General features: G+C 51.4%; 18 protein-coding genes. 13 read left to right on the top strand and 5 right to left on the bottom strand.

Annotated features, from left to right (window positions below):
- Positions 1-137 precede the first annotated feature (137 nt).
- From ACO0LD_RS17495 to ACO0LD_RS17485, 3 genes are all read right to left on the bottom strand, one after another.
- Positions 138-1,472: an alpha/beta hydrolase family protein gene (locus tag ACO0LD_RS17495; protein ID WP_423009055.1), complete on the bottom strand. Its 1,335-nt coding sequence runs from the start codon at positions 1,470-1,472 to the stop codon at positions 138-140.
- Positions 1,473-1,558: 86 nt separating this feature from the next.
- Entirely contained in the window at positions 1,559-2,848 is a 1,290-nt protein-coding gene (locus ACO0LD_RS17490) for an LLM class flavin-dependent oxidoreductase (RefSeq protein WP_423009053.1), read from the bottom strand.
- A 4-nt stretch (positions 2,849-2,852) separates the two neighbouring features.
- On the bottom strand, positions 2,853-5,108 hold the full coding sequence (locus ACO0LD_RS17485; RefSeq protein ID WP_423009051.1) for a TonB-dependent receptor: 2,256 nt from the start codon (positions 5,106-5,108) through the stop codon (positions 2,853-2,855).
- Between the two features lie 200 nt (positions 5,109-5,308).
- Between ACO0LD_RS17485 and ACO0LD_RS17480 the strand changes: the two genes are divergently transcribed.
- Both ACO0LD_RS17480 and ACO0LD_RS17475 read left to right on the top strand, forming a co-directional pair.
- Positions 5,309-6,352 carry a LacI family DNA-binding transcriptional regulator gene (locus ACO0LD_RS17480; RefSeq protein WP_423009049.1) on the top strand — a complete coding sequence of 348 codons (1,044 nt, stop codon included), beginning with the start codon at positions 5,309-5,311 and terminating at the stop codon, positions 6,350-6,352.
- Positions 6,353-6,411: 59 nt separating this feature from the next.
- A complete protein-coding gene (locus ACO0LD_RS17475; protein WP_423009280.1) occupies positions 6,412-7,356 on the top strand; it encodes a sulfonate ABC transporter substrate-binding protein in 945 nt (314 codons plus the stop codon).
- 130 nt (positions 7,357-7,486) lie between these two features.
- On the opposite strand, the gene oxlT is transcribed toward ACO0LD_RS17475, so the two are convergent.
- Complete coding sequence (oxlT, locus tag ACO0LD_RS17470) at positions 7,487-8,767, bottom strand: oxalate/formate MFS antiporter (protein WP_423009047.1); 1,281 nt, start codon at positions 8,765-8,767, stop codon at positions 7,487-7,489.
- Positions 8,768-8,995: 228 nt separating this feature from the next.
- Between oxlT and ACO0LD_RS17465 the strand changes: the two genes are divergently transcribed.
- The 3 genes from ACO0LD_RS17465 to ACO0LD_RS17455 all read left to right on the top strand — a co-directional run bounded on the left by ACO0LD_RS17465 (position 8,996) and on the right by ACO0LD_RS17455 (position 12,391).
- Entirely contained in the window at positions 8,996-9,784 is a 789-nt protein-coding gene (locus tag ACO0LD_RS17465) for a fumarylacetoacetate hydrolase family protein (protein WP_423009045.1), read from the top strand.
- Positions 9,781-10,782: a 2-dehydropantoate 2-reductase gene (locus ACO0LD_RS17460; protein ID WP_423009043.1), complete on the top strand. Its 1,002-nt coding sequence runs from the start codon at positions 9,781-9,783 to the stop codon at positions 10,780-10,782. Before ACO0LD_RS17465 ends, ACO0LD_RS17460 begins: the two co-directional genes overlap by 4 nt.
- Before the next feature lie 82 nt (positions 10,783-10,864).
- On the top strand, positions 10,865-12,391 hold the full coding sequence (locus ACO0LD_RS17455) for an acyl--CoA ligase (protein ID WP_423009041.1): 1,527 nt from the start codon (positions 10,865-10,867) through the stop codon (positions 12,389-12,391).
- Positions 12,392-12,468: 77 nt separating this feature from the next.
- Here ACO0LD_RS17455 and ACO0LD_RS17450 read toward each other — a convergent pair whose 3' ends face one another.
- Positions 12,469-13,281, bottom strand: coding sequence for a phosphate/phosphite/phosphonate ABC transporter substrate-binding protein (locus ACO0LD_RS17450; protein WP_423009039.1), 813 nt, complete (start codon positions 13,279-13,281; stop codon positions 12,469-12,471).
- A 316-nt stretch (positions 13,282-13,597) separates the two neighbouring features.
- Between ACO0LD_RS17450 and ccmA the strand changes: the two genes are divergently transcribed.
- From ccmA to ACO0LD_RS17410, 8 genes are all read left to right on the top strand, one after another.
- The gene (gene ccmA, locus ACO0LD_RS17445; protein ID WP_423009037.1) at positions 13,598-14,293 is read left to right on the top strand and encodes a cytochrome c biogenesis heme-transporting ATPase CcmA; all 696 of its coding nucleotides are present in this window, start codon (positions 13,598-13,600) and stop codon (positions 14,291-14,293) included.
- On the top strand, positions 14,287-14,955 hold the full coding sequence (ccmB, locus tag ACO0LD_RS17440; protein WP_423009035.1) for a heme exporter protein CcmB: 669 nt from the start codon (positions 14,287-14,289) through the stop codon (positions 14,953-14,955). Before ccmA ends, ccmB begins: the two co-directional genes overlap by 7 nt.
- A 278-nt stretch (positions 14,956-15,233) precedes the next feature.
- Positions 15,234-16,013: a heme ABC transporter permease CcmC gene (gene ccmC / locus ACO0LD_RS17435; RefSeq protein WP_423009033.1), complete on the top strand. Its 780-nt coding sequence runs from the start codon at positions 15,234-15,236 to the stop codon at positions 16,011-16,013.
- A complete protein-coding gene (gene ccmD, locus ACO0LD_RS17430; RefSeq protein WP_423009031.1) occupies positions 16,010-16,201 on the top strand; it encodes a heme exporter protein CcmD in 192 nt (63 codons plus the stop codon). The genes ccmC and ccmD overlap by 4 nt, the downstream gene beginning before the upstream one ends.
- Positions 16,198-16,644: a cytochrome c maturation protein CcmE gene (gene ccmE / locus ACO0LD_RS17425; RefSeq protein ID WP_423009029.1), complete on the top strand. Its 447-nt coding sequence runs from the start codon at positions 16,198-16,200 to the stop codon at positions 16,642-16,644. The genes ccmD and ccmE overlap by 4 nt, the downstream gene beginning before the upstream one ends.
- On the top strand, positions 16,641-18,632 hold the full coding sequence (locus ACO0LD_RS17420; RefSeq protein WP_423009027.1) for a heme lyase CcmF/NrfE family subunit: 1,992 nt from the start codon (positions 16,641-16,643) through the stop codon (positions 18,630-18,632). The genes ccmE and ACO0LD_RS17420 overlap by 4 nt, the downstream gene beginning before the upstream one ends.
- Positions 18,629-19,156 carry a DsbE family thiol:disulfide interchange protein gene (locus tag ACO0LD_RS17415; RefSeq protein WP_423009025.1) on the top strand — a complete coding sequence of 176 codons (528 nt, stop codon included), beginning with the start codon at positions 18,629-18,631 and terminating at the stop codon, positions 19,154-19,156. Before ACO0LD_RS17420 ends, ACO0LD_RS17415 begins: the two co-directional genes overlap by 4 nt.
- Before the next feature lie 52 nt (positions 19,157-19,208).
- Complete coding sequence (locus tag ACO0LD_RS17410) at positions 19,209-19,640, top strand: cytochrome c-type biogenesis protein (protein ID WP_423009023.1); 432 nt, start codon at positions 19,209-19,211, stop codon at positions 19,638-19,640.

Genomic DNA, 19,640 nt, shown 5'->3' with positions numbered 1-19,640 from the left:
ATCATCGTTTTTTTGACAGTTGTGGTTTTTAGACTGCCCGACAGCTGCAATGCATATTTGTCGATGGCATTTAGGGAGATAAATTCTTGCTTGTCTGTACCCATTACCATGTATTAAGTCCGTGCATGAAATAAGTTTCATTTAACTGCTGGCGCTGCAGGCTTATTTTCCAGCCTCAAGCCTACCGCACTGCGCGCAGGAAAGCCCTTCCAGTAAGTGTGATCTAGTTTTGGCTCACCACTTTCTTGCGCACTCCATTTACCGTCGCGGGCATTTTCTGTCAGGTTCAGGTAGGCATCCATGCTGCTGTCGTTTTTAAGATATCTGGCGAGGAAGGCAGTCACAAAGTGTTGTGAGATATTGTTCATCCTGGTGTTGTCCCAGACAGCATCTATATAGCTTTCTGCAGGTATTTTCTTTAGCCCAGCGATGGCTGACCATGATTCTTTTGGTGCTGGTATGGGGGCACCTGCGTTGTGGTTGGCGTTTTCATAGGTTAGTAAATAGCGTTGGGTATTGATGCTGTTTTCATAGATATTACGCACGCCTGGAGCATAGCCTGATACATCGTCAGCACTGCCCGCGATAAAGAAGATGGGCGTGCGTATGGAGGATAAACCTGCGGCATCCCACAAGCCCGCATTCCAGCCCCAGGGGGCAAATGCAACTGCTGCCTTGATGCGTTTGTCCTGTGACGCAAGATAGCTGGCATTGCCTGCCTGGCGTATCGCCAGCGCCTTGTCTGGCACGAAGGCGGCGTTGACACTGGCTTCAGTGAGCCCGCCGCCTATGGTATTGACGACGCCATAGCCACCCATGGAATAACCGATCAGGCCGGTATTGTCAGCATTGACGAGACCAGTAAACCTGCCTGTGGCATCATACTTATTCAGGGCTGCCATCTGGTTCAGTACAAACAACTGATCTAGTGAGCGGTTCAGCAAGGTGCTGGAAAAAGCCTTGAGGTCACTGTAAGTGCTGTCAGTATGATCAATCGCCACCACAACATAGCCTTTGCTGGCCAGGTTTTCTGTCAGATGACTGAGCAGGAAGCGGTTGCCGGGGTAACCATGCGAGACGATCAGCAGAGGGTAGGGGCCGTGCTGCGCATCCGGTACTGCATCGCGCACTGCCTGGCCACTGAGGTTGATCTCGGTCTTGCCATCGCGCAGGTAAGTCTGGTATTTGCCGCCTGCCGCTTGTTGCGCCTTTAATGTGGCCGGATACCAGACCTCTACCGTCAATGGCCTGTCGTAATACACAGGCTCAGCGCCAGCCTTGCTATTGATGATATCCAGCTGCCTGGGGTTGCTCAGGTTCAGGCTGGTGATACCGACTTTGTACTGACCATAGGCAGCCAGCTCAGGCGCATCTGGCCGTATCTGGTCAATACGATTGTCTTGCGCGCTTACCCATAATGGTGAGAGCAGCGTACAGGCAGCGAAGAGTATGTACAGTTTTTTTGATGGCATCACCGGCTTTCACAAGGATTTTTTGATAAAGAAAGATGCTGACGAAGTGGTCAGCATACTCCAGATGATAATGAGGGATGATGTCATTATCTGTTCTTTGGGAAAGCCAGGCCCAGGTTTTCTCGCAAGGTATTGCCCTCATAGCTGCTTCTGAATAAACCGCGCTTTTGCAATTCAGGTACCACCAGTTCAGCAAAATCATCGAAGCCACCTGGCAAATACGGCGGCATGATATTGAAGCCGTCAGCAGCTTCATTTTCAAACCATAGCTGGATCTGGTCGGCAATCGTCTCGGGTGTGCCTATCAGCGTAAAGTGACCACGACCACCTGCGATGCGCAGATACAGTTCACGTATGCTGAGGTTTTCGCCTTGTGCCAACTGGGTCAGTAATTTTTGCCTGCTTTGCTGGCCATTGTCCGTCAAGGGTAATTCTGGCAATGGTTCATCCAGCGGATAGGGCGACAAATCAAAATTGCCTATCATGCGGCCCAATAACGCCAGGCCATCCTTGGGTACTACCAGGTCTTGCAATGCCTGGAATTTTTCCTGTGCCTCTTCCAGGGTTTTTCCAACGACGGGGAACAGGCCAGGCATGATTTTCAGACTATAGGCCTGGCGGCCTGCCTGGACTACCCGGCTTTTCAAGTCACGGTAAAAGGCCTGGGCAGATGCCAGATTGGGGTGGGCGGTAAACACCACATCCGCAGTTTCTGCCGCCAGGTTTTTACCCGCTTCCGAGCCACCTGCCTGCACGACGATGGGGTGGCCTTGCGGGCTGCGGCTGACATTCAAGGGGCCAGCCACCGAGAAATAATCGCCCCGGTGATTCAGTGCATGCAGTTTTTCCTTGTTGAACTGTATGCCATTTTCTTTATCACTCAGAATGGCGTCGTCTTCCCAGCTATTCCACAAGCCTTGCACTACCTGATGAAATTCTCTGGCCCTGGCATAGCGCTCACCATGTGCAACATGCTCACTGCGACCAAAATTGGCGGCTTCGCTGGCATTGTCCGAGGTCACCAGATTCCAGCCTGCACGACCTCCAGAGATGCGGTCCAGCGAGGCAAATTTGCGGGCAACGTGATATGGCTCGTTATAGGTAGTGGTGGCCGTGCCTATGAGGCCGATATGTTCAGTCGCAGCGGCAAGTGCTGACAGCAGCGTCAATGGTTCCAGGCCACCGACTCCACTACTCAGGGCAACACTGTCGGCAAAAAATACTGCGTCGAAGCAGGCACGCTCGGCAGTCTGCGCCAGTTTTTTGTACAGCGCAAATGGATTGCTGCCATTGTCAGCTTGTGGATGCCGCCAGGCCGCCACATGATGGCCGTTATGCAGCAGGAATGCGCCCAGTTTTAATTGACGTGTCGCCATGAGCTCAGAAGTCCTTCCTGAGATTGACGCCAAAATAGCGCTGGTCATCACGCGGTACTGAGCGCGTCACTGTGTTGGTGCCATTCACCAGATTGGTCGCATAAGATTTGTCACCCAGGTTTTTGGCGATCAGGGCCAGCCGCCATCCATTGTCTGGTGCCGACAATGCCACGCTGGCATTCCATAAACCTACGCTGTCCTGTATGGTGGTCGTGGATTGGAACAAATCATACTGCACCTTGCTTTGCCAGCTAAAGTCGCTTGCTACATCCACCTGCAAACCATTGTTAAGCGGTATGGCGTAACTGGCGCGGGCAAAAGATTTCCACTTAGGCGAAAACGGCAAGGTCTGGCCATTCAGGTTGCAGGAAGCTGCGGCAGCGGCAGGGCAATTGAACTGGTCTATGCGTGCATCAATATAGGCCAGTGATGCGCTCAGGTTCAGGCGCGGTATTGGCCTGGCTTCCACTTCCAGTTCCACACCACGGGTAGATACGTCACCAGCATTAATAAGACGCGTGACAACGGCACCTGCGACGGTGTCATAGAAATTGGCCTGGTAATTGGAATAGTTAGTCTGGAAAGCCGCAACATTAAAGCTGAGTTTGCGGTCCAGCAGCAAGGCCTTGATGCCTACTTCAAATGAATCTGACAGCTCTGGCTTCAAGGCCAGTGTGTCGCGGCTGAGCATATTGAAAAATACGTTATACGCCGGCCCTTTGTAGCCGCGTGACAAGGTCGCATAACTGCTGATGCTTTTGCTGATATCAAATTGCACGCCTATGCGGCCTGAGAACGCGCTTTCTGTGGTGGAACCAGCATTTGCGGTTGCGGGTTGCACACCCGGGAAGGCAACAGTCTGGGTAGATATGCGCGCATGTTCATAGGCCACTTCATCCCGCGTCCAGCGCAGGCCAGCCAGGAGTTTCCAATCCGGGCTGAATTTATAATTACTTTCGCCAAACAGGGAATAACTATCCGTCTTTACGCTGTAGGGCGCATAGCCGTAATTGATGGCGCTTGGTGGGGTAGTCACGATGCGCTGATAAGTTTCTTCATCCTTGCCATGCAGGTAGTAGGCACCAGCCACATATTCAAAGGCGGCATCTTTAGGTGAGGCCAGCCGCAATTCCTGTGAGAACTGGCTGTAGTGCAAAGTACCTATATCGCGCGTAGCCGGGAAGGCCGCATTGATACGTGTGACATCTGCACTATTGCCTATCGCAGAGGTCGTGGTGCGTTGTTCATTGTCCCACTGTCTTGCCGCTGTAATCGATGTCCAGGTATAGCCCTGATTGCGCCAATCCACCTGTGCTGATAAACCTTTATTGAAATCAGTGATCGCATTCGGCAAATCATAGACAACCTGGCGATTATCCAGTCCCGGCCTGACCGGTGAAATTGCCTGTAGCAGCGGGGCATTGGTGGATTGCAGCACGACATAGGTGGGTGAACTGGTCGAACGTAAATAGTCGGCAATCACGCTGATGTCCAGGTCATTGTTTGGCGTCAGCAGAAACTTGGCGCGCGCACCCTTGCGGTCATAGCCATTCACCTTCTTTTGCGTACTCAGGTTATCGACATTGCCTTCATAGGAGCTGTCCAGCGCAGTGAATGATGCACTCAATAAATTGGGGGCCAGTGTGCCGGAGATGCCTGCACGCAGGCGTTTTTCATTGCCTTCAAAATAAGAGGCGTCAATGAAACCTGAGGTTTCTTTAGAAGGTTTGCGGCTGAGTATATTGAACACACCTGAAGACGCATTTTTACCAAACAGCGTGCCTTGTGGGCCGCGCAATACTTCTATGCGGTCAATATCAAGGAGGTCCAGCGTCGCCTGGCCAGGGCGGGCATATACCACGCCATCCACCACGGTAGAAACCGTAGGTTCAACACCCGGAGAAGTGGAGATGGTGCCTATGCCGCGCACAAAAATCGTCGAGTCTTTATTGCCACCTTGCTGGCGAAAATTCACACTCGGCAATTCAGCGACGATGCTGTCTATGCTGTTGCGGTTTGCCTGTTCCAGCAAGTCACCATTCAAGACAGAAATAGCTACTGGCACTGAACGTAAAGAAGCTTCGCGCCTGGTTGCCGTGACGGTGACTGATGGCAGCGTCGCCTGTTCATCGGCCGAAGGACGCAGGCTGCTTTCTTCCGCAGCAACCGTGCTCATGCTCAGAGTAGCACCCGCCAGCACTATGCCCAATTGTTGATAGCGTCGCTGTTGCGACAATTTGTTTTTTGCATTGACTTTCATACGCTTCCTTTTGAACAAAACTATTTTTAGGTGCTTAGTTGAATTGGTAATAAGCATCGAATTAAATGCAACTTTGTTCATGTAACAGTCGCTGTTAGAATTCGATGGTATCGATACCACTTATTTAGTTTCTGTGATGCCTGTGCATCTCGTCAAAGAATTAAAACAATCATCGATATGTCTTTTGGAAATATGCAGAGATGAATAAAGAAAATAAAGTACGCCAGGGTCGCGGCTCTGGCCGGGCGACTATTCATGATGTGGCGCGGGCTGCCGGGGTGGGTTCCATTACGGTGTCGCGCTATTTCAAACAGCCTGCGCTAGTGTCGGCTGCGCTCAGCCAGCGCATAGCCGTCGCAGTGAAAAGCCTGAACTACCTGCCTAACCTGGCCGCAGGCGGGCTCAAGTCTGCGCATGCGCGTATCGTAGGCATGGTCATTCCTAATATCTCGGGACCAATTTTTGCGCACACCATACAAAGCTTTAGCGATGTGCTGACTGCGCATGGCTATCAGTTGTTGCTGGCATCCAGTTATTTTTCTATCGAGCAGGAAGAGGCTGCTGTGCGGACTTTCCTGGGCTGGTCACCCGCTGCACTGGTAGTGACTGGGCAATACCATACCAAGGGCACTATGCAGTTACTCAATGCCGCAAATATCCCTGTAGTAGAAACCTGGGATTACCAGCCGCGCCGCAAATACATGCAGGTGGGTTTTTCACATGAAGAAGTAGGCAAGCAGGCCGCACGTTATCTGCTCAAGAAGGGCTACAAGCGCATCGCTTTTGTACAAAACAGCGTTGCCGGTGATGAGAGCGCGATAGACAGACGCGATGGCTATGCCAGCATCATGCGCGAAGCAGGGCTGGAGCCATGGTTCTTTTTACCGACGGCTGCCACACCTTTTGACGCAGGCAAGCAAGCGATGGAAGCATTGGCCACGCGCAAACACAATGCTGCCGAAGCCATCATTTTTGCCAATGACAACCTGGCAGCCTCGGCCATACTGGCAGGACAAAGAGCGGGCATACGTATGCCTGAACAATGCGCCATTGTGGGTTTTGGTGACTATGCGATGTCGTCCATGCTCTTGCCCAGTCTGACTACCATACGCCCTCCTGCAAAAGAGATAGGTGAAATTGCTGCCCTGCGCATCTTGCAAAGCCTGGGTGAAGTAGAGGCCGGTGACAAGGTACAAAGACTGAATCTATTGCAATGTGAAATGCTGGAACGCGAAAGCGCTTAGTCCCTGATTCCTGATCAACTACGTCCATCCACGACCACGAAAGTGACGCATGAAAAAAAATCTCCCTTTTTATTCTGTTCAAAATTATTTTACTGATCAGCCTGCCCGCACTGGCAGCAGACGACAAGCTGATCTCCATCGGCTTTCAAAAAGGCAGCGGCTTGCTATCCATCTTGAAAGCCCAGGGTACGCTGGAAAAGACATTTGCTGCGCAGAAGTTGCAGGTAAAGTGGATAGAGTTTCCGGCAGGCCCGCAATTGCTGGAAGCCTTGAATGCAGGGAATGTCGATTTTGGTTTGACCGGTGCGCCACCACCGATATTTGCCCAGGCTGCCGGGGTGGATTTGTTGTATGTAGGTGCAGAACCGTCTTCGCCAGCGTGTGAGGCGATACTGGTGCCTAAAGAATCACCGATCAAGACGGTTGCTGAACTCAAGGGCAAGAAGGTGGCTTTTCAAAAAGGTTCCAGTTCCAATTTATTGATACTGGCAGCCTTGCGCAAGGCTGGCCTGGGCATGCAAGACATACAGCCAATCTATTTATCACCAGCAGATGCACGCGCTGCTTTTGTCAGTGGCAATATTGATGCATGGATAGTCTGGGACCCTTATCTGGCGTCGGTACAGCATAGTCTGCCAGTCAGGGTGCTGGCAGATCATCAGGGGCTGCTGCCTGCCAATAGTTTTTATGAGGCATCACGTCGCCTGGTGGAGAAAAATCCACTGGCCTTGAATGCCATCCTGGCAGAACTCGCCGCTACTGCCGTGTGGGCCAACCAGCATCCACAACAATTGGCCAGCACGATCGCTGGCCAGCTAGGCATGCCGCTGGAAGTGATCACTACCTGGCAGCAGCGTAGCCGCTATGGCGTGATGCCGGTGAGTGCTACTGTGGTCAGCCGGCAACAGGAAATTGCCGATCTGTTTTATCAAAATAAACTGATACCCAAGGCGATCAAGATCAGTGAAAAGACCTGGCTCTGGACTGTAAAGAATGAGAAATAGGGAGGGGTGCCAGGTTTTTATGGAAGCATAGATGAGCAGGTTTGCCATATAAAAAAACGCAGTAAAAGTGGATTTGATTTCCCCACTATTTACTGCGGTTTTTTCAGGTGCTGCTTAATCCAGCAATGCTTTATTGCAAATTGCGCATGCGTGCACGCATAGGTTTGAGTACGGCCAGCGCCATGATGGCGGCCACGGCATTCAAGCCAGCGGCTATGTAGAACACTTCGTGCCAGCCTTTATAGGCTTCCACTACATACACCGACAGTGGCACCAGCAAGGATGCAGTACCCTTGGCGGTGTACAGCAGGCCGGCATTTGTTGCGGCAAATTTACTGCCAAAGGTATCGCCGCAAGTGGACGGGAAGAGGCTGTAGATTTCTCCCCAACCAAAAAATACCAGGCCAGTCAGCAAGACGAAAAGGACAGGGTCTTTACCAAAGATGCTCAGTGCGAAGATACCTACTGCTTCCATCGCAAAAGCGATAAACATGGTGTTTTCACGACCAATATTGTCAGATACCCAGCCAAAGAAAGGGCGGGTGATGCCGTTGAAAATACGGTCCAGGGACAGGGCAAATGTCAGTGCAGGCAAGGTGAAGCCTATCAGCGATACCGGAATTTCAGCAATTTTGAAATCCTTGGCGATAGGGGCCAGTTGTGCCGTGGCGACCAGGCCACCAGCAGCCATCATGACGAACATCAGGTACATGACCCAGAACACCGGTGTCTTGATCATTTGCTTCCAGGTGAAATCTACCTTGGTCTGGCTGACGCGTGCCGCTGGTGCTGCTGTAGTCGGGGCAGTCTTTGGTGTGCTTAGCAAGAAGGACAGCAAGAATACCACCAGGCCCTGACCCAGACCAAAATACAGGAAAGCTGATTCATAGCCGCTGTTCTTGATCATGGCTGAAATAGGGATGATGGTCAGTGCAGATCCCATGCCAAATCCGGCGGCGGTCAGGCCTGCTGCCAGCCCGCGGCGGTCGGGGAACCATTTGAGTGCATTACCCACACAGGTGCCATACACTGCGCCAGCGCCAATGCCGCCGATTGCTGCGGCGATATACAGCATCGTCAATGAGTCAGCATGGGCATTCATGAACCAGGCCAGGCCTATCAGCAAACCGCCTACCATTACGACAGGGCGAGGGCCGAATTTATCAACCAGGTAACCCTCGACTGGCACGAGCCAGGTTTCGGTCAGCACAAAGATGAAAAATGCAACTTGTATCGCTTTCCGGCCCCAGTGGTATTTTTGATCAAGGGGATCAACAAACAGGGTCCAGCCGTATTGCAGATTGGCGATCATCGCCATGCAGATGATGCCTAGCAATAATTGCAGCCAGCGGTACTGCGAGGCGGTTGCTACCAGAGGAAGTTCTGGCTTGAGGGATATTTCCGGAGTCATGCGCCTGTCCTTTTAATCAAAATCTGAGAGGTGAATAGAAGCAATGCTGGGCCATACTGGAGATACACAATCATATGCAAAAAATTTTGTCGAATTTGCTAGCCGATTCGACTAGACTATCATAAGTCATTTAAAGCTATTTAACAAAAATACCTTTAGCATATGCTTATTTGTTAATAATTTAAACCTGCTCCACAACCCCTTTGTATCCGCGCTATTTTTATCGATATGACACATTGGTTACGCTTTGAACATGCAAATCAACCCGGCTTTGGTAGTCTTGACGCTGGCATCATCACCGTCTTTGATGGTGATTTATTCACAAATCCCATACCCACAGGCAAGACGCTGGCACTGAGTGAAGTGCGCTTGCTCACGCCCAGCCAGGCTTCAAAAATGATAGGTTTGTGGAATAATTACCACGAGCTGGCCGAGAAACTGGGGCAAGCGATTCCTGTCGAACCTTTGTACTTCATCAAGACTTCCAATTCCTACCTGCCGCACGATGGCATCATCAAACGCCCACATGCTTATGATGGAAAAATACTGTACGAAGGTGAGCTGGGCATCGTCATAGGCAAGACCTGCAGCAATGTGGATGAGGAGGTGGCCTCTGCCAGTATTTTCGGCTACACCTGTGTCAACGATGTGACAGCACTGGAATTATTGCAACGTGATACCAGCTTCGCTCAATGGTGCCGGGCCAAGAGCTGCGACAGTTTTGGTGTGTTCGGGCCTGTGATCGCTACCGGGCTGGACCCGCAAACGCTGACGGTCAAAACATTTTTAAATGGCAAGGAGCGGCAAAATTATCCCTGCCGCGATATGATCTTTAACCCGGCACAGATCGTCAGCATGATTTCACGCGAGATGACATTGTTTGCGGGCGATGTCATTGCCTGCGGTACATCAACCGGCGCTGGCCCCATGCGTAGCGGCCAGGTAGTAGAAATTGTGATAGATGGCATAGGCAGTTTGCGGAATGGTTTTGACAGTCTTGAGGATAAAAATATATGAAGATAGCGGTAGTGGGTGCAGGTGCAATTGGCGGCTACCTGGCAGTAAAACTTGCTCAGGCTGGGCATGAAGTCAGCGTCGTGATACGCGGAGCCAATTTGCAGGCCGTGCGTGAAAATGGCATGAAACTGATCATGGATGATGGCAGCGAACATGTGGCAAACATCTTCGCTACTGATCGTATTGCCGATTTGCCTGTGCAAGATGTCGTCATCCTTGGCATGAAGGCGCATCAGGTTGCTGCAGTGGCTGCCGACATACCTGCCTTGCTGGGGCCGGAATCTATCGTGGTGACAGCGCAGAACGGTGTGCCCTGGTGGTATTTCCAAAAACATGGTGGTGATTATGAAGGGCGCAGGGTAGAAGCGGTTGATCCTGGTGGTGTGGTTACTGCCCACATAGACGTCAACAAAGTCATAGGCTGCATCATCTACCCTGCCTGTGAAATCATTGCGCCTGGCGTCATCAAGCATATAGAAGGCAACCGCTTTTCACTGGGCGAGATTGATGGCAGCGATACGCCACGCATACGTGAGCTGGCTGATGCCTTGCGCCAGGCTGGTTTCAAGGTTCCGATCTCGTCTGACATCCGTTCAGAAATCTGGCTCAAGCTCTGGGGTAACCTGAGCTTCAATCCCATCAGTGCACTGACGCATGCGACGCTGGTAGATATCTGTGAATTTCCCCCCGTACGCGAACTGGTCGCGCGCATGATGCGTGAAGGGCAGGTGATAGGAGAAAAGCTGGGCGTGAATTTCAAGGTCAGCATAGACAAACGGATTGCTGGTGCTGCCGCTGTTGGCAAGCACAAGACTTCCATGTTGCAGGATATTGAAGCTGGCCGCCCCATAGAACTTGAGGCGCTGGTGGGCACCGTCATAGAAATGGGCAGGATCACTGACACGCCTACCCCGAATATAGAAGCGGTGTATGCATTGACTGCGCTGCTGGCGCGCACGGTGCAAGAACAAAATGGCAAACTGCGCATACAGCAATAAATAAAATCGACTGATTTAACATGGCTGTCTGAACTAAGTGTCTGCCAGGTTTCGTGCTTTATTTTTATCATAGAAAGTAATCATGCAAAGATTTTCCACACTCGTCGAATTACTTGCCGTCGGTGCTGACGATGCTATCGCATTGCAGGCACCCGGTGCCAAGCCCCTGACTTATCGCGACCTGCGCGCCAACCAGCAAAAGACCCTGGCTGCCCTGAACGGCTTTGGCATAGGTCGCCAGGACAGGGTTGCCATTGTCCTGCCAAATGGCCCGGAAATGGCCAGCGCCTTTGTCAGCATCGCTGCTGCTGCTACTGCCGCTCCGCTGAACCCTGTTTACCGTGCTGATGAATTTGAATTCTATCTGTCTGACCTGCATGCCAAAGCGCTGGTGGTGGAGAAAGGCAGTACCTCACCTGCGCTGGCCATCGCCGACAAGCTCAAGATACAGGTACTGGAACTCACGCCCGGTGAAGAGGGTATAGGTGCATTTACGCTGACGCAGGTCAATCCGCAAGCTGCCACCGGTGCATCTTTTACCCCTGGCCCTGCTGCGCCTGAAGACATAGGCTTGATCCTGCATACCTCAGGCACCACATCACGTCCCAAGATCGTGCCACTGTCGAATATCAACATCTGTGCCTCTGGCTGCAATGTGCGCGACAACCTGCAATTGACTGCGGCTGACCGTGGTCTCAATATCATGCCGCTGTTTCATATCCATGGCCTGATCGCGGGTTTGCTGGCACCGCTGTCGGCTGGCAGCAGCATCTTTTGCACACCAGGTTTTAATGCCCTGAAATTCTTTGGCTGGATGACTGAGGCCAAGCCTACCTGGTACACCGCCGTGCCGACCATGCACCAGACCATCGTTGCGCGGGCTGCGCAAAATCATGACGTGATTGCGGCCAATCCCTTGCGCTTCATACGCTCATCTTCATCTTCGATGCCGCCGCAAGTCATCGGTGAGCTTGAAGCCGCTTTCAAGACTCCTTTGATAGAAGCCTATGGCATGACAGAGGCAGCGCACCAGATGGCCTGTAACCCTTTGCCACCCGCCAGACGCATACCCGGTTCAGTCGGCATTGCCGCTGGCCCAGAAGTCGCGATCATGGATACCGAAGGCAATTTGTTGGAGCGTGGCCTGACAGGTGAAATCGTCATCCGTGGCCCGAATGTGACTGCCGGCTATGAAAATAATCCCAAAGCCAATGCAGAGGCTTATACCAATGGCTGGTTCCGTACCGGTGACCAGGGCATCATGGATGCAGATGGTTATCTGAGTATCACTGGCCGTCTCAAGGAAATTATCAGCCGTGGTGGCGAGAAAATTTCCCCACGTGAAGTCGATGAAATTCTGATGGACCATCCTGCAGTGGAGCAGGTCGTCACCTTTGGTATACCCCATGACAAGCTGGGGGAAGAGGTCGGTGCAGCCGTAGTGTTGCGCGAAGGAAAAACAGCAACAGAAAAAGAGTTACGCGAATTTGCCGCCATACGCCTGGCCGATTTCAAGATACCGCGCAAGATCTTGTTTCTGGAAGAAATACCAAAAGGCGCTACCGGAAAATTGCAGCGCATAGGTCTGGCTGCCAAGCTGGGTTTGTAAGTGCAAATATAAATCAGGCTGCGAAAGCAAAAGGGGCACAGATGCAATCTGTGCCCCTTTTGCCATGGCGGATTATTTTACAAGCCAAGTCGCTTGGTAGCGTCTGCCATGACTCCATTATCCCACGGTACAAAGCCCTTCATATTGATACCTTTTAATGCCACTTTTCCGGCATCGTTTTCGCTAAGTTTAAGCAAGATATTTTGCAGCTTGTCACGTTGGTCTGCACTCAGTCTTCGTGAAGCCAGGAATTGCTTGATAGGGACAGGCTTGGTTTCCCCTATCACACGCCCACCTTTGGCCACCCAGTCCTTGGCGACAGCACCCGAACCTGTAACACCGGCTTCAACGAAGCCATTTTCTACCATGAAGGGTACCGCATCCTGGTAGCGGGTAGCGCTAAAGCGCGAAGCCGGATCGCGAAAGCCCAGCTCAGTCAGGTTGGCCGTGAACATGACGGTAGTGATGGATTCCAGCGACGGCACCCCCACTTTTTTGTCGCGCAGGTCAGCGATGGTCTTTACTGCAGAATCCTTCTTGACGAACACGCGGGCACGGTAGTCAGTAAAGTCCTTGGCACTGGCCAGGCCGACATATTTGCCACTCTTGGCTGCGCGCAAACCTATGTGCGCTGGATGGATGAATACCAGGTCATAACGTTCAGCATCCAGACCAGCTTCGAAATTGCTGTACCTGTCCACAGCCTGCACTTTGACAGGATGCTTGAGTTCTTTCTCCAGCAAATCCACCAATGGCTTATAACGCTCAGTGATAGGACTGCCGTCTTGATAGGTTACACCTTCATTGACCGCAAATATCCACTCCTGTGCGCTGCTTGCCTGTGCCGCGAGTGTAAGAGAAACAAAGATAAAAGTACGTAGGGGAGACATGGATGGCATCCAAAAATGATGATTAGCAGTAAGTAATTGCAAGTATTGTAATGGAATTTACTAAACTCGCAACTTTTTCAGGATTTCCCAAAAAATGAAGATAACAGTAGCGTCGTCATGTGGATAAAAATGGTCGGACTTTTGTTGGTATTATTTTAATTCATGAAAGACCTGGCGTTTAGAAGGACTTGTAATAAGCATCGAAGGAAATGCAACTTCGCTGGCTCTTGCTGGACAGTTAGAATGCATGATCCAGGTGGAGGCGTCCAGTCTCAACTCACCCTTCGGCTCAATTCATCTAAGCAGGTAAAAACGCATGTATCAGCAAACCGGGATTGACAGCCCACAGCCTCAGTTAGCTATGGCTCAAGACATGCCGGTTGAGTTTGAAGCCAGCCAACTGGCCTGTCTCAAAGGACGTAGTTATCTGTTCTCGAATATTCATATTCAATTGCACGCAGGTCATGCGTTGCATGTCAGAGGCAGTAATGGCAGCGGTAAATCCAGTTTGTTGCGCATACTCTGCGGCTTGGCCAGTCCGGCAGCCGGTTCTGTCTTGTGGCGAGGAAAGTCCATACAAAAACTAAAAGAGGAATTTCATCAACACATGCTCTTTCTTGGTCATGCAAATGGCATCAAGGATGATTTGCTGGCCTGGGAAAATATCGCATTCAACACCAGGCTGGCTGGCCAGCATTGTTCTTATGCAGAAGCATGCACAGCATTGAAAACCATGGGTTTGCTGCAAACCGCGCTATTACCAGCAGGGCAGTTATCGCAGGGGCAGCGCAAACGCCTGGCACTGGCAAGATTATATTTGCCAGATTTGCCCCGGCTATTGATACTCGATGAAGCTTTCAGTGCACTGGATCAGAAAGCTACCGCAGCGTTGACATTGATATTGAATACACACTTGCAGCAAGGTGGCATGCTGATTTACACAACGCATCAGGATATCGAATTACGGGTACCTGGTCACCACGAATTATGGCTGGGTGAGCGCCCATGTTGACACTGTTCCTGGCAGTGGTGGGGCGCGATTTAAAACTGGCCTGGCGTCGCCGTTCAGATGTATTGAACACCATGGTTTTCTTTATGCTGATTGTGAGCCTGTTTCCTTTGGGTATAGGGGCTGATAAGGTTTTGTTGCAAACGATAGCGCCAGGCATCATCTGGGTGGCGGCATTGCTGTCATCCATGCTGGCTGCACCGCGTTTGTTTGCCAGTGATTATGCCGATGGCACGCTGGAGCAAATGCTTTTGTCTTCAGAACCACTGGTTGTTATCGTCAGCGGAAAAATTCTTGCACATTTTCTGGTCTCTGGCTTACCTCTGCTCTTCATGCTGCCTTTGCTGGCATTGCAATTTGATTTGCCACCTGATGCGATAGGTGTACTTGTACTCAGCCTGGTGCTTGGTACTCCGGTGCTTAGCCTGATTGGTGCCATGGGTGCCGCATTGACGCTGGGCGTGCGCGGCAGTGCAGTCTTGTTATCTTTACTGGTCTTGCCTTTAACCATACCCGTACTGATCTTTGGTAGCGGAGTATTTGTTGCATACAACGCAGGTCTGGATACCGCTGCTTACTGGTATGTGCTGGCTGGCATGTTGACTGCTTTGGCTGTTCTTTCTCCAGTTGCAAGCAGTTATAGCTTGCGCATTATGCTTGATTAATGCTTGATTGATGCCGGATTAATTCATTGATTAATGCCGGATTGAAACAGGTAGTTCAATTCTCAACATCTCTGCTTTCTGATTGCTGTATTCGCAGCATGCAGCTACATATTCATATCTGAATTAATTCGCATACTTTTCAAAAGCTGCGCGGTATATTGATCACGTCGTACATCTCTAGGGGTTCACTTATGCTCGCTTTACGGCGAGCATTTTTTTCAGATTTTTTCTGTCTCCATTTTTAATTTGATTATCCTTTCAAGGCATCAAACAAGCGCATGAACACTCTGAGTCTGGATGAATTTTCGAGTACGGCCAAAAGCAGCAACTGGTTTGCGCTGGCTTCGCCGCCGGTTTTTTACCGGGCGGCAGGAAAATGCATACCCTGGCTGTTTGCGCTTGCCGGCGTGTTGACTGTCGTTGGCCTGGTGCTGGGCTTCCTGATAGCGCCGACTGATCAGCAACAGGGCGATGCTTACCGCATCATCTTTATCCATGTACCTGCCGCCTGGTTGTCCATGCTGATTTATCTGGCTTTGAGTTTTTGGTCTGCGATCAGCCTGGTCTTCAATACCCGCCTCGCTGCATTGCTGGCGCGTGCGCTGGCACCTACGGGCGCTTTATTTACCTTCCTGGCCTTATGGACCGGGGCATTCTGGGGCAGACCTACCTGGGGTGCCTGGTGGGTCTGGGATGCCCGTCTGACTTCTGAATTGATTTTACTTTTCCTGTATCTTGGCCTGATCGCCTTGCAAGCCGCGATTGACGATAGCCGCCGTGCTGACCGTGCGGGCGCTGTGCTGGCATTGGTAGGCGTAGTGAATATTCCCATCATCTACTTCTCTGTTAAATGGTGGAATACCCTGCATCAGGGCGCATCGGTCAGCCTGACAGCCGCACCCAAGATGGCCAGCATCATGCTCAGTGGCATGCTGGTCATGACCCTGGCATTGTGGGCTTATGTCATCGCCATCGTGTTGTGGCGCGTGCGCCTGCTGATACTGGACAGGGAAAGGCATAGCGCCTGGGTGCAGGCTGCAGTGGGAGCAACATCATGATCTGGCAAAACTGGTCAGTCTTCATTGCCATGGGTGGTTATGCCTTGTATGTATGGGGAGCAGTGCTGGTATTTTTTGCTGCCCTGACGCTTGAATTGTTCAGTGTAAATCAAGCGAAAAAATCGCTCTTGCGCGAACTGAAGCTGGAGCAGCAAAGCCGTGATCCTGAAGCTGGCAGGGCAGCATGAAAGCACGACACAAGCGATTGTTGCTGGTGGCAATCAGCCTCTCCCTGCTGGCACTGGCAACTTTTTTTATCTTGAATGCCTTTCAAAAAAACCTGGTGTTCTTCTTTACCCCAACACAAATCAGTGCAGGTGAGGCACCTTTGCAGCATAGTTTTCGTGTCGGCGGCATGGTAGAAAACGGCAGCCTGAAAACACTGGAAGATGGCATCACAGTACGTTTTCTGGTTACCGACACGCGCAATAGCCTTGCAGTGCAATACCGTGGCATCTTGCCTGATCTGTTCAAGGAAGGGAAGGGCGTGGTAGCGCAAGGCAAGCTGGCGCAGGCGGGTGTATTCATAGCCGAGCAAGTACTGGCCAAGCATGATGAAAACTATATGCCGCCAGATGCGAAGTATGCGATAGACCGGGCGCAAGCCAAGTCAGGAGTGCCACTACCATGATCATTGAACTTGGGCATTTCGCCCTGATACTGGCACTGGTCTTCTCGGTCCTGCAAGCCGTCGTTCCAAGCCTGGGGATAGTCAAAAAACAAGCTGCCTGGATAGCACTGGCGCGGCCCCTGGCAGCGTCACAATTCTTGCTGATCTTATTGTCTTTTGTGATTTTGATTACTGGCTTTGTCAGTGATGATTTTTCTGTTGCTTATGTCGCAGCGCACTCGAATACCCGCTTGCCAGTGTTTTACAAAATTGCTGGTAGCTGGGGCGGGCACGAAGGTTCGCTTTTGCTATGGGTCTTGATACTTGCAGGCTGGGGTCTGGCAGTCGCATTGCGGAGCCGTGCTTTGACTGCTGTTTTCCTGGCCAGAGTATTGGCCTTCATGGGGGCGATCAGCTTTGGCTTTTTAAGTTTCATCCTGTTCACTTCCAATCCTTTTATTCGTGCCTTTCCTGCTGTGGCAGAGGGGCGTGACCTTAATCCTTTGCTGCAAGACCCTGGCATGATCATCCATCCGCCTTTGCTGTATATGGGCTATGTAGGGTTTTCCGTGGCTTTTTCTTTTGCCCTGGCGGCGCTCATAGATGGCAAAGTTGAGCGCGACTGGGCGCGCCAGGTACGCCCCTGGACTCTGGCTGCATGGACTTTCCTGACCCTGGGCATCTTCATGGGCAGTTTCTGGGCTTACTATGAACTGGGTTGGGGCGGCTGGTGGTTTTGGGATGCGGTAGAAAATGCCGCCTTCATGCCCTGGCTGGTAGGTACGGCCTTGCTGCATACCCTGATCGTCAGTGAAAAACGCGACAGCTTTAAAAGCTGGACTATCCTGCTGGCGATACTGGCTTTCTCGCTGTCATTGCTGGGTACTTTCCTGGTGCGCTCAGGTGTGCTGACTTCGGTACACGCCTTTGCTTCAGATCCCAAGCGTGGCGTGTTTATCCTGATCTTCCTGGCGCTGGTCAGTGGTGGTGCTTTGGCTTTGTATGCATGGCGTGCGCCTCAAATCCGTTCGAATGCAGCGTTTTCGCCTGTATCGAAAGAGACTGCTTTGTTACTGAATAATGTGCTGCTGTTAGTAGTAGCGGCCACGGTATTGCTGGGAACACTATATCCCCTGTTCCTTGATGCCCTGCAACTAGGGAAGATCTCAGTAGGCCCCCCTTATTTTGAGGCGACTTTTGTGCCACTGATTCTACCAGTGCTGTTCCTCATGGCACTGGCACCTTACCTGGCATGGAAGCAGGCGAAGCTGAAAACTCTGGACAGGTTTTTATTGATTGCCCTGATACTTGCCGTGTCTGCGGCTGGTGCGCTGACTTATCGCTACAGCTTCATGTTTGGACTTGGGACTGGTTTAGGTGTATGGATATTGCTGGCTACGGCAGGACAAGTGTGGAAACGGGTATACCGGCCAGTCAATAATTCACGCTGGTTGACTAGCCTGCATGCACCATCCCTTGGGTTTTGGGGCATGATCGTCGCCCATGCTGGCATCGCCATCTTTACCGTAGGTGTGAGCGCGGTCAAGAGCCTGGAAACCAGTGAAGATTATCACTTGCGCCCTGGCGATCATATACGGCTGACGGGCTATGACGTGGTTTTCAAATCACTGGAAAAAATTGACGGTTCGAATTACATTGCTGCACGAGGACACTTTGCCGTCAGTGATGCAGATTCAGCTTTGCAACTGCAACCAGAACGCCGCATCTATACCGCACAAAACATGCCCATGACCGAGGCCGCCATTGATCGTGGCTGGCTCAGGGATGTATATATCTCCCTGGGTGAGGCCAGCAAAGACCAGGGCTGGATGGTCAGGGTGCAAATCAAACCTTTCATGAGCTGGATCTGGGCGGGTTGCCTGGCTATCGCCTTGGGGGGCTTGCTGGCAGCGCTGGAGCGCAGATATAAACCCACAACTGTTATCGCAACGCAGCAGGACCGCACCTCTGCACCCGCAGAGAACTTTCAGATCGCGGAGCCAGCATGAAACGCTTTTTGCTGCCCTTATTTGGTTTCGTGGTCTTGCTGGTTTTCCTGGCGACAGGTTTGCTGATCAAGACGGATGAACTGCCATCTGCCTTGATAGGCAAGCCAGCGCCCGGTTTTTCATTACCGCAAGTCGAGCAACAAGCGCATTTTCAATCATCCAGCCTCAAAGGCAAGGTGTGGCTGCTGAATGTCTGGGCATCATGGTGCGAGTCTTGCCGCCATGAGCATCCGGTACTGGTGAAATTTGCCGGTCAGCTTTCTGCACCTGTCATCGGTCTTGATTACATGGACAAAGCTACAGATGCCAGGCGCTGGCTCAGCGATTTTGGTAATCCCTATCAATTGTCTGTACAGGATATCGATGGCCGTGCTGCGACTGACTACGGCGTGGTGGGCGTGCCCGAAACCTTTGTCATCGATAGCCATGGCCTGGTGCGCTACAAGCATGTAGGCCCTCTCACTGAGCAAGTCGTGTTTGGCAAATTGCAACCCTTGATTGATCAACTGCAGCGTGAGCAATGATATGAACCCGTTTTTTAAATATCTCATACGGTGGGCACTTAGTATCACTCTTTTGTTCATTGCTACTCTCACCCAGGCAGCCACACCTAGCATCGATCAACGGGTACAAAAGCTGTCAGAAGAATTGCGTTGCCTGGTTTGCCAGAATCAGACCCTGGCAGATTCACATGCTGAACTGGCGCTCAATCTCAAACAGCAAATTCGTGAGAAATTTCAACAGGGGCAAAATGAAAAAGAAATAACCGATTTCCTGGTGGCGCGCTATGGTGACTTTGTGCATTACCGCCCACCATTCAATTATCAGACTGCGTTGCTTTGGACGGGTCCGTATCTATTGCTGCTAGCTGCGCTGATTTTTTTGTTTACCAGGGTCAAAATCATGCATGGTACTGATGAAACCGCTGTAGTAGCTGAATCAACAGAATCAGCAGAATTAACAGAATTTACAAGGGGAAGGCGACATTTTTCTGAACCCTTGCTCTGA

The organism is Undibacterium sp. Ji83W (genome assembly GCF_049340385.1).
Classification (GTDB): Bacteria; Pseudomonadota; Gammaproteobacteria; order Burkholderiales; family Burkholderiaceae_D; genus Undibacterium.
The sequence above is the reverse complement of the archived record's forward strand: the minus strand, read 5'-3'. Positions and strand labels throughout refer to the sequence as shown.

Bases quoted from the DNA above. Each gene is read 5' to 3' on its own strand.
- ACO0LD_RS17495 (WP_423009055.1), bottom strand. From the start codon at position 1,472: ATGCCATCAAAAAAACTGTACATACTCTTCGCTGCCTGTACGCTGCTC.
- ACO0LD_RS17490 (WP_423009053.1), bottom strand. From the start codon at position 2,848: ATGGCGACACGTCAATTAAAACTGGGCGCATTCCTGCTGCATAACGGC.
- ACO0LD_RS17485 (WP_423009051.1), bottom strand. From the start codon at position 5,108: ATGAAAGTCAATGCAAAAAACAAATTGTCGCAACAGCGACGCTATCAA.
- ACO0LD_RS17480 (WP_423009049.1), top strand. From the start codon at position 5,309: ATGAATAAAGAAAATAAAGTACGCCAGGGTCGCGGCTCTGGCCGGGCG.
- oxlT (WP_423009047.1), bottom strand. From the start codon at position 8,767: ATGACTCCGGAAATATCCCTCAAGCCAGAACTTCCTCTGGTAGCAACC.
- ACO0LD_RS17465 (WP_423009045.1), top strand. From the start codon at position 8,996: ATGACACATTGGTTACGCTTTGAACATGCAAATCAACCCGGCTTTGGT.
- ACO0LD_RS17460 (WP_423009043.1), top strand. From the start codon at position 9,781: ATGAAGATAGCGGTAGTGGGTGCAGGTGCAATTGGCGGCTACCTGGCA.
- ACO0LD_RS17455 (WP_423009041.1), top strand. From the start codon at position 10,865: ATGCAAAGATTTTCCACACTCGTCGAATTACTTGCCGTCGGTGCTGAC.
- ACO0LD_RS17450 (WP_423009039.1), bottom strand. From the start codon at position 13,281: ATGTCTCCCCTACGTACTTTTATCTTTGTTTCTCTTACACTCGCGGCA.
- ccmA (WP_423009037.1), top strand. From the start codon at position 13,598: ATGTATCAGCAAACCGGGATTGACAGCCCACAGCCTCAGTTAGCTATG.
- ccmB (WP_423009035.1), top strand. From the start codon at position 14,287: ATGTTGACACTGTTCCTGGCAGTGGTGGGGCGCGATTTAAAACTGGCC.
- ccmC (WP_423009033.1), top strand. From the start codon at position 15,234: ATGAACACTCTGAGTCTGGATGAATTTTCGAGTACGGCCAAAAGCAGC.
- ccmD (WP_423009031.1), top strand. From the start codon at position 16,010: ATGATCTGGCAAAACTGGTCAGTCTTCATTGCCATGGGTGGTTATGCC.
- ccmE (WP_423009029.1), top strand. From the start codon at position 16,198: ATGAAAGCACGACACAAGCGATTGTTGCTGGTGGCAATCAGCCTCTCC.
- ACO0LD_RS17420 (WP_423009027.1), top strand. From the start codon at position 16,641: ATGATCATTGAACTTGGGCATTTCGCCCTGATACTGGCACTGGTCTTC.
- ACO0LD_RS17415 (WP_423009025.1), top strand. From the start codon at position 18,629: ATGAAACGCTTTTTGCTGCCCTTATTTGGTTTCGTGGTCTTGCTGGTT.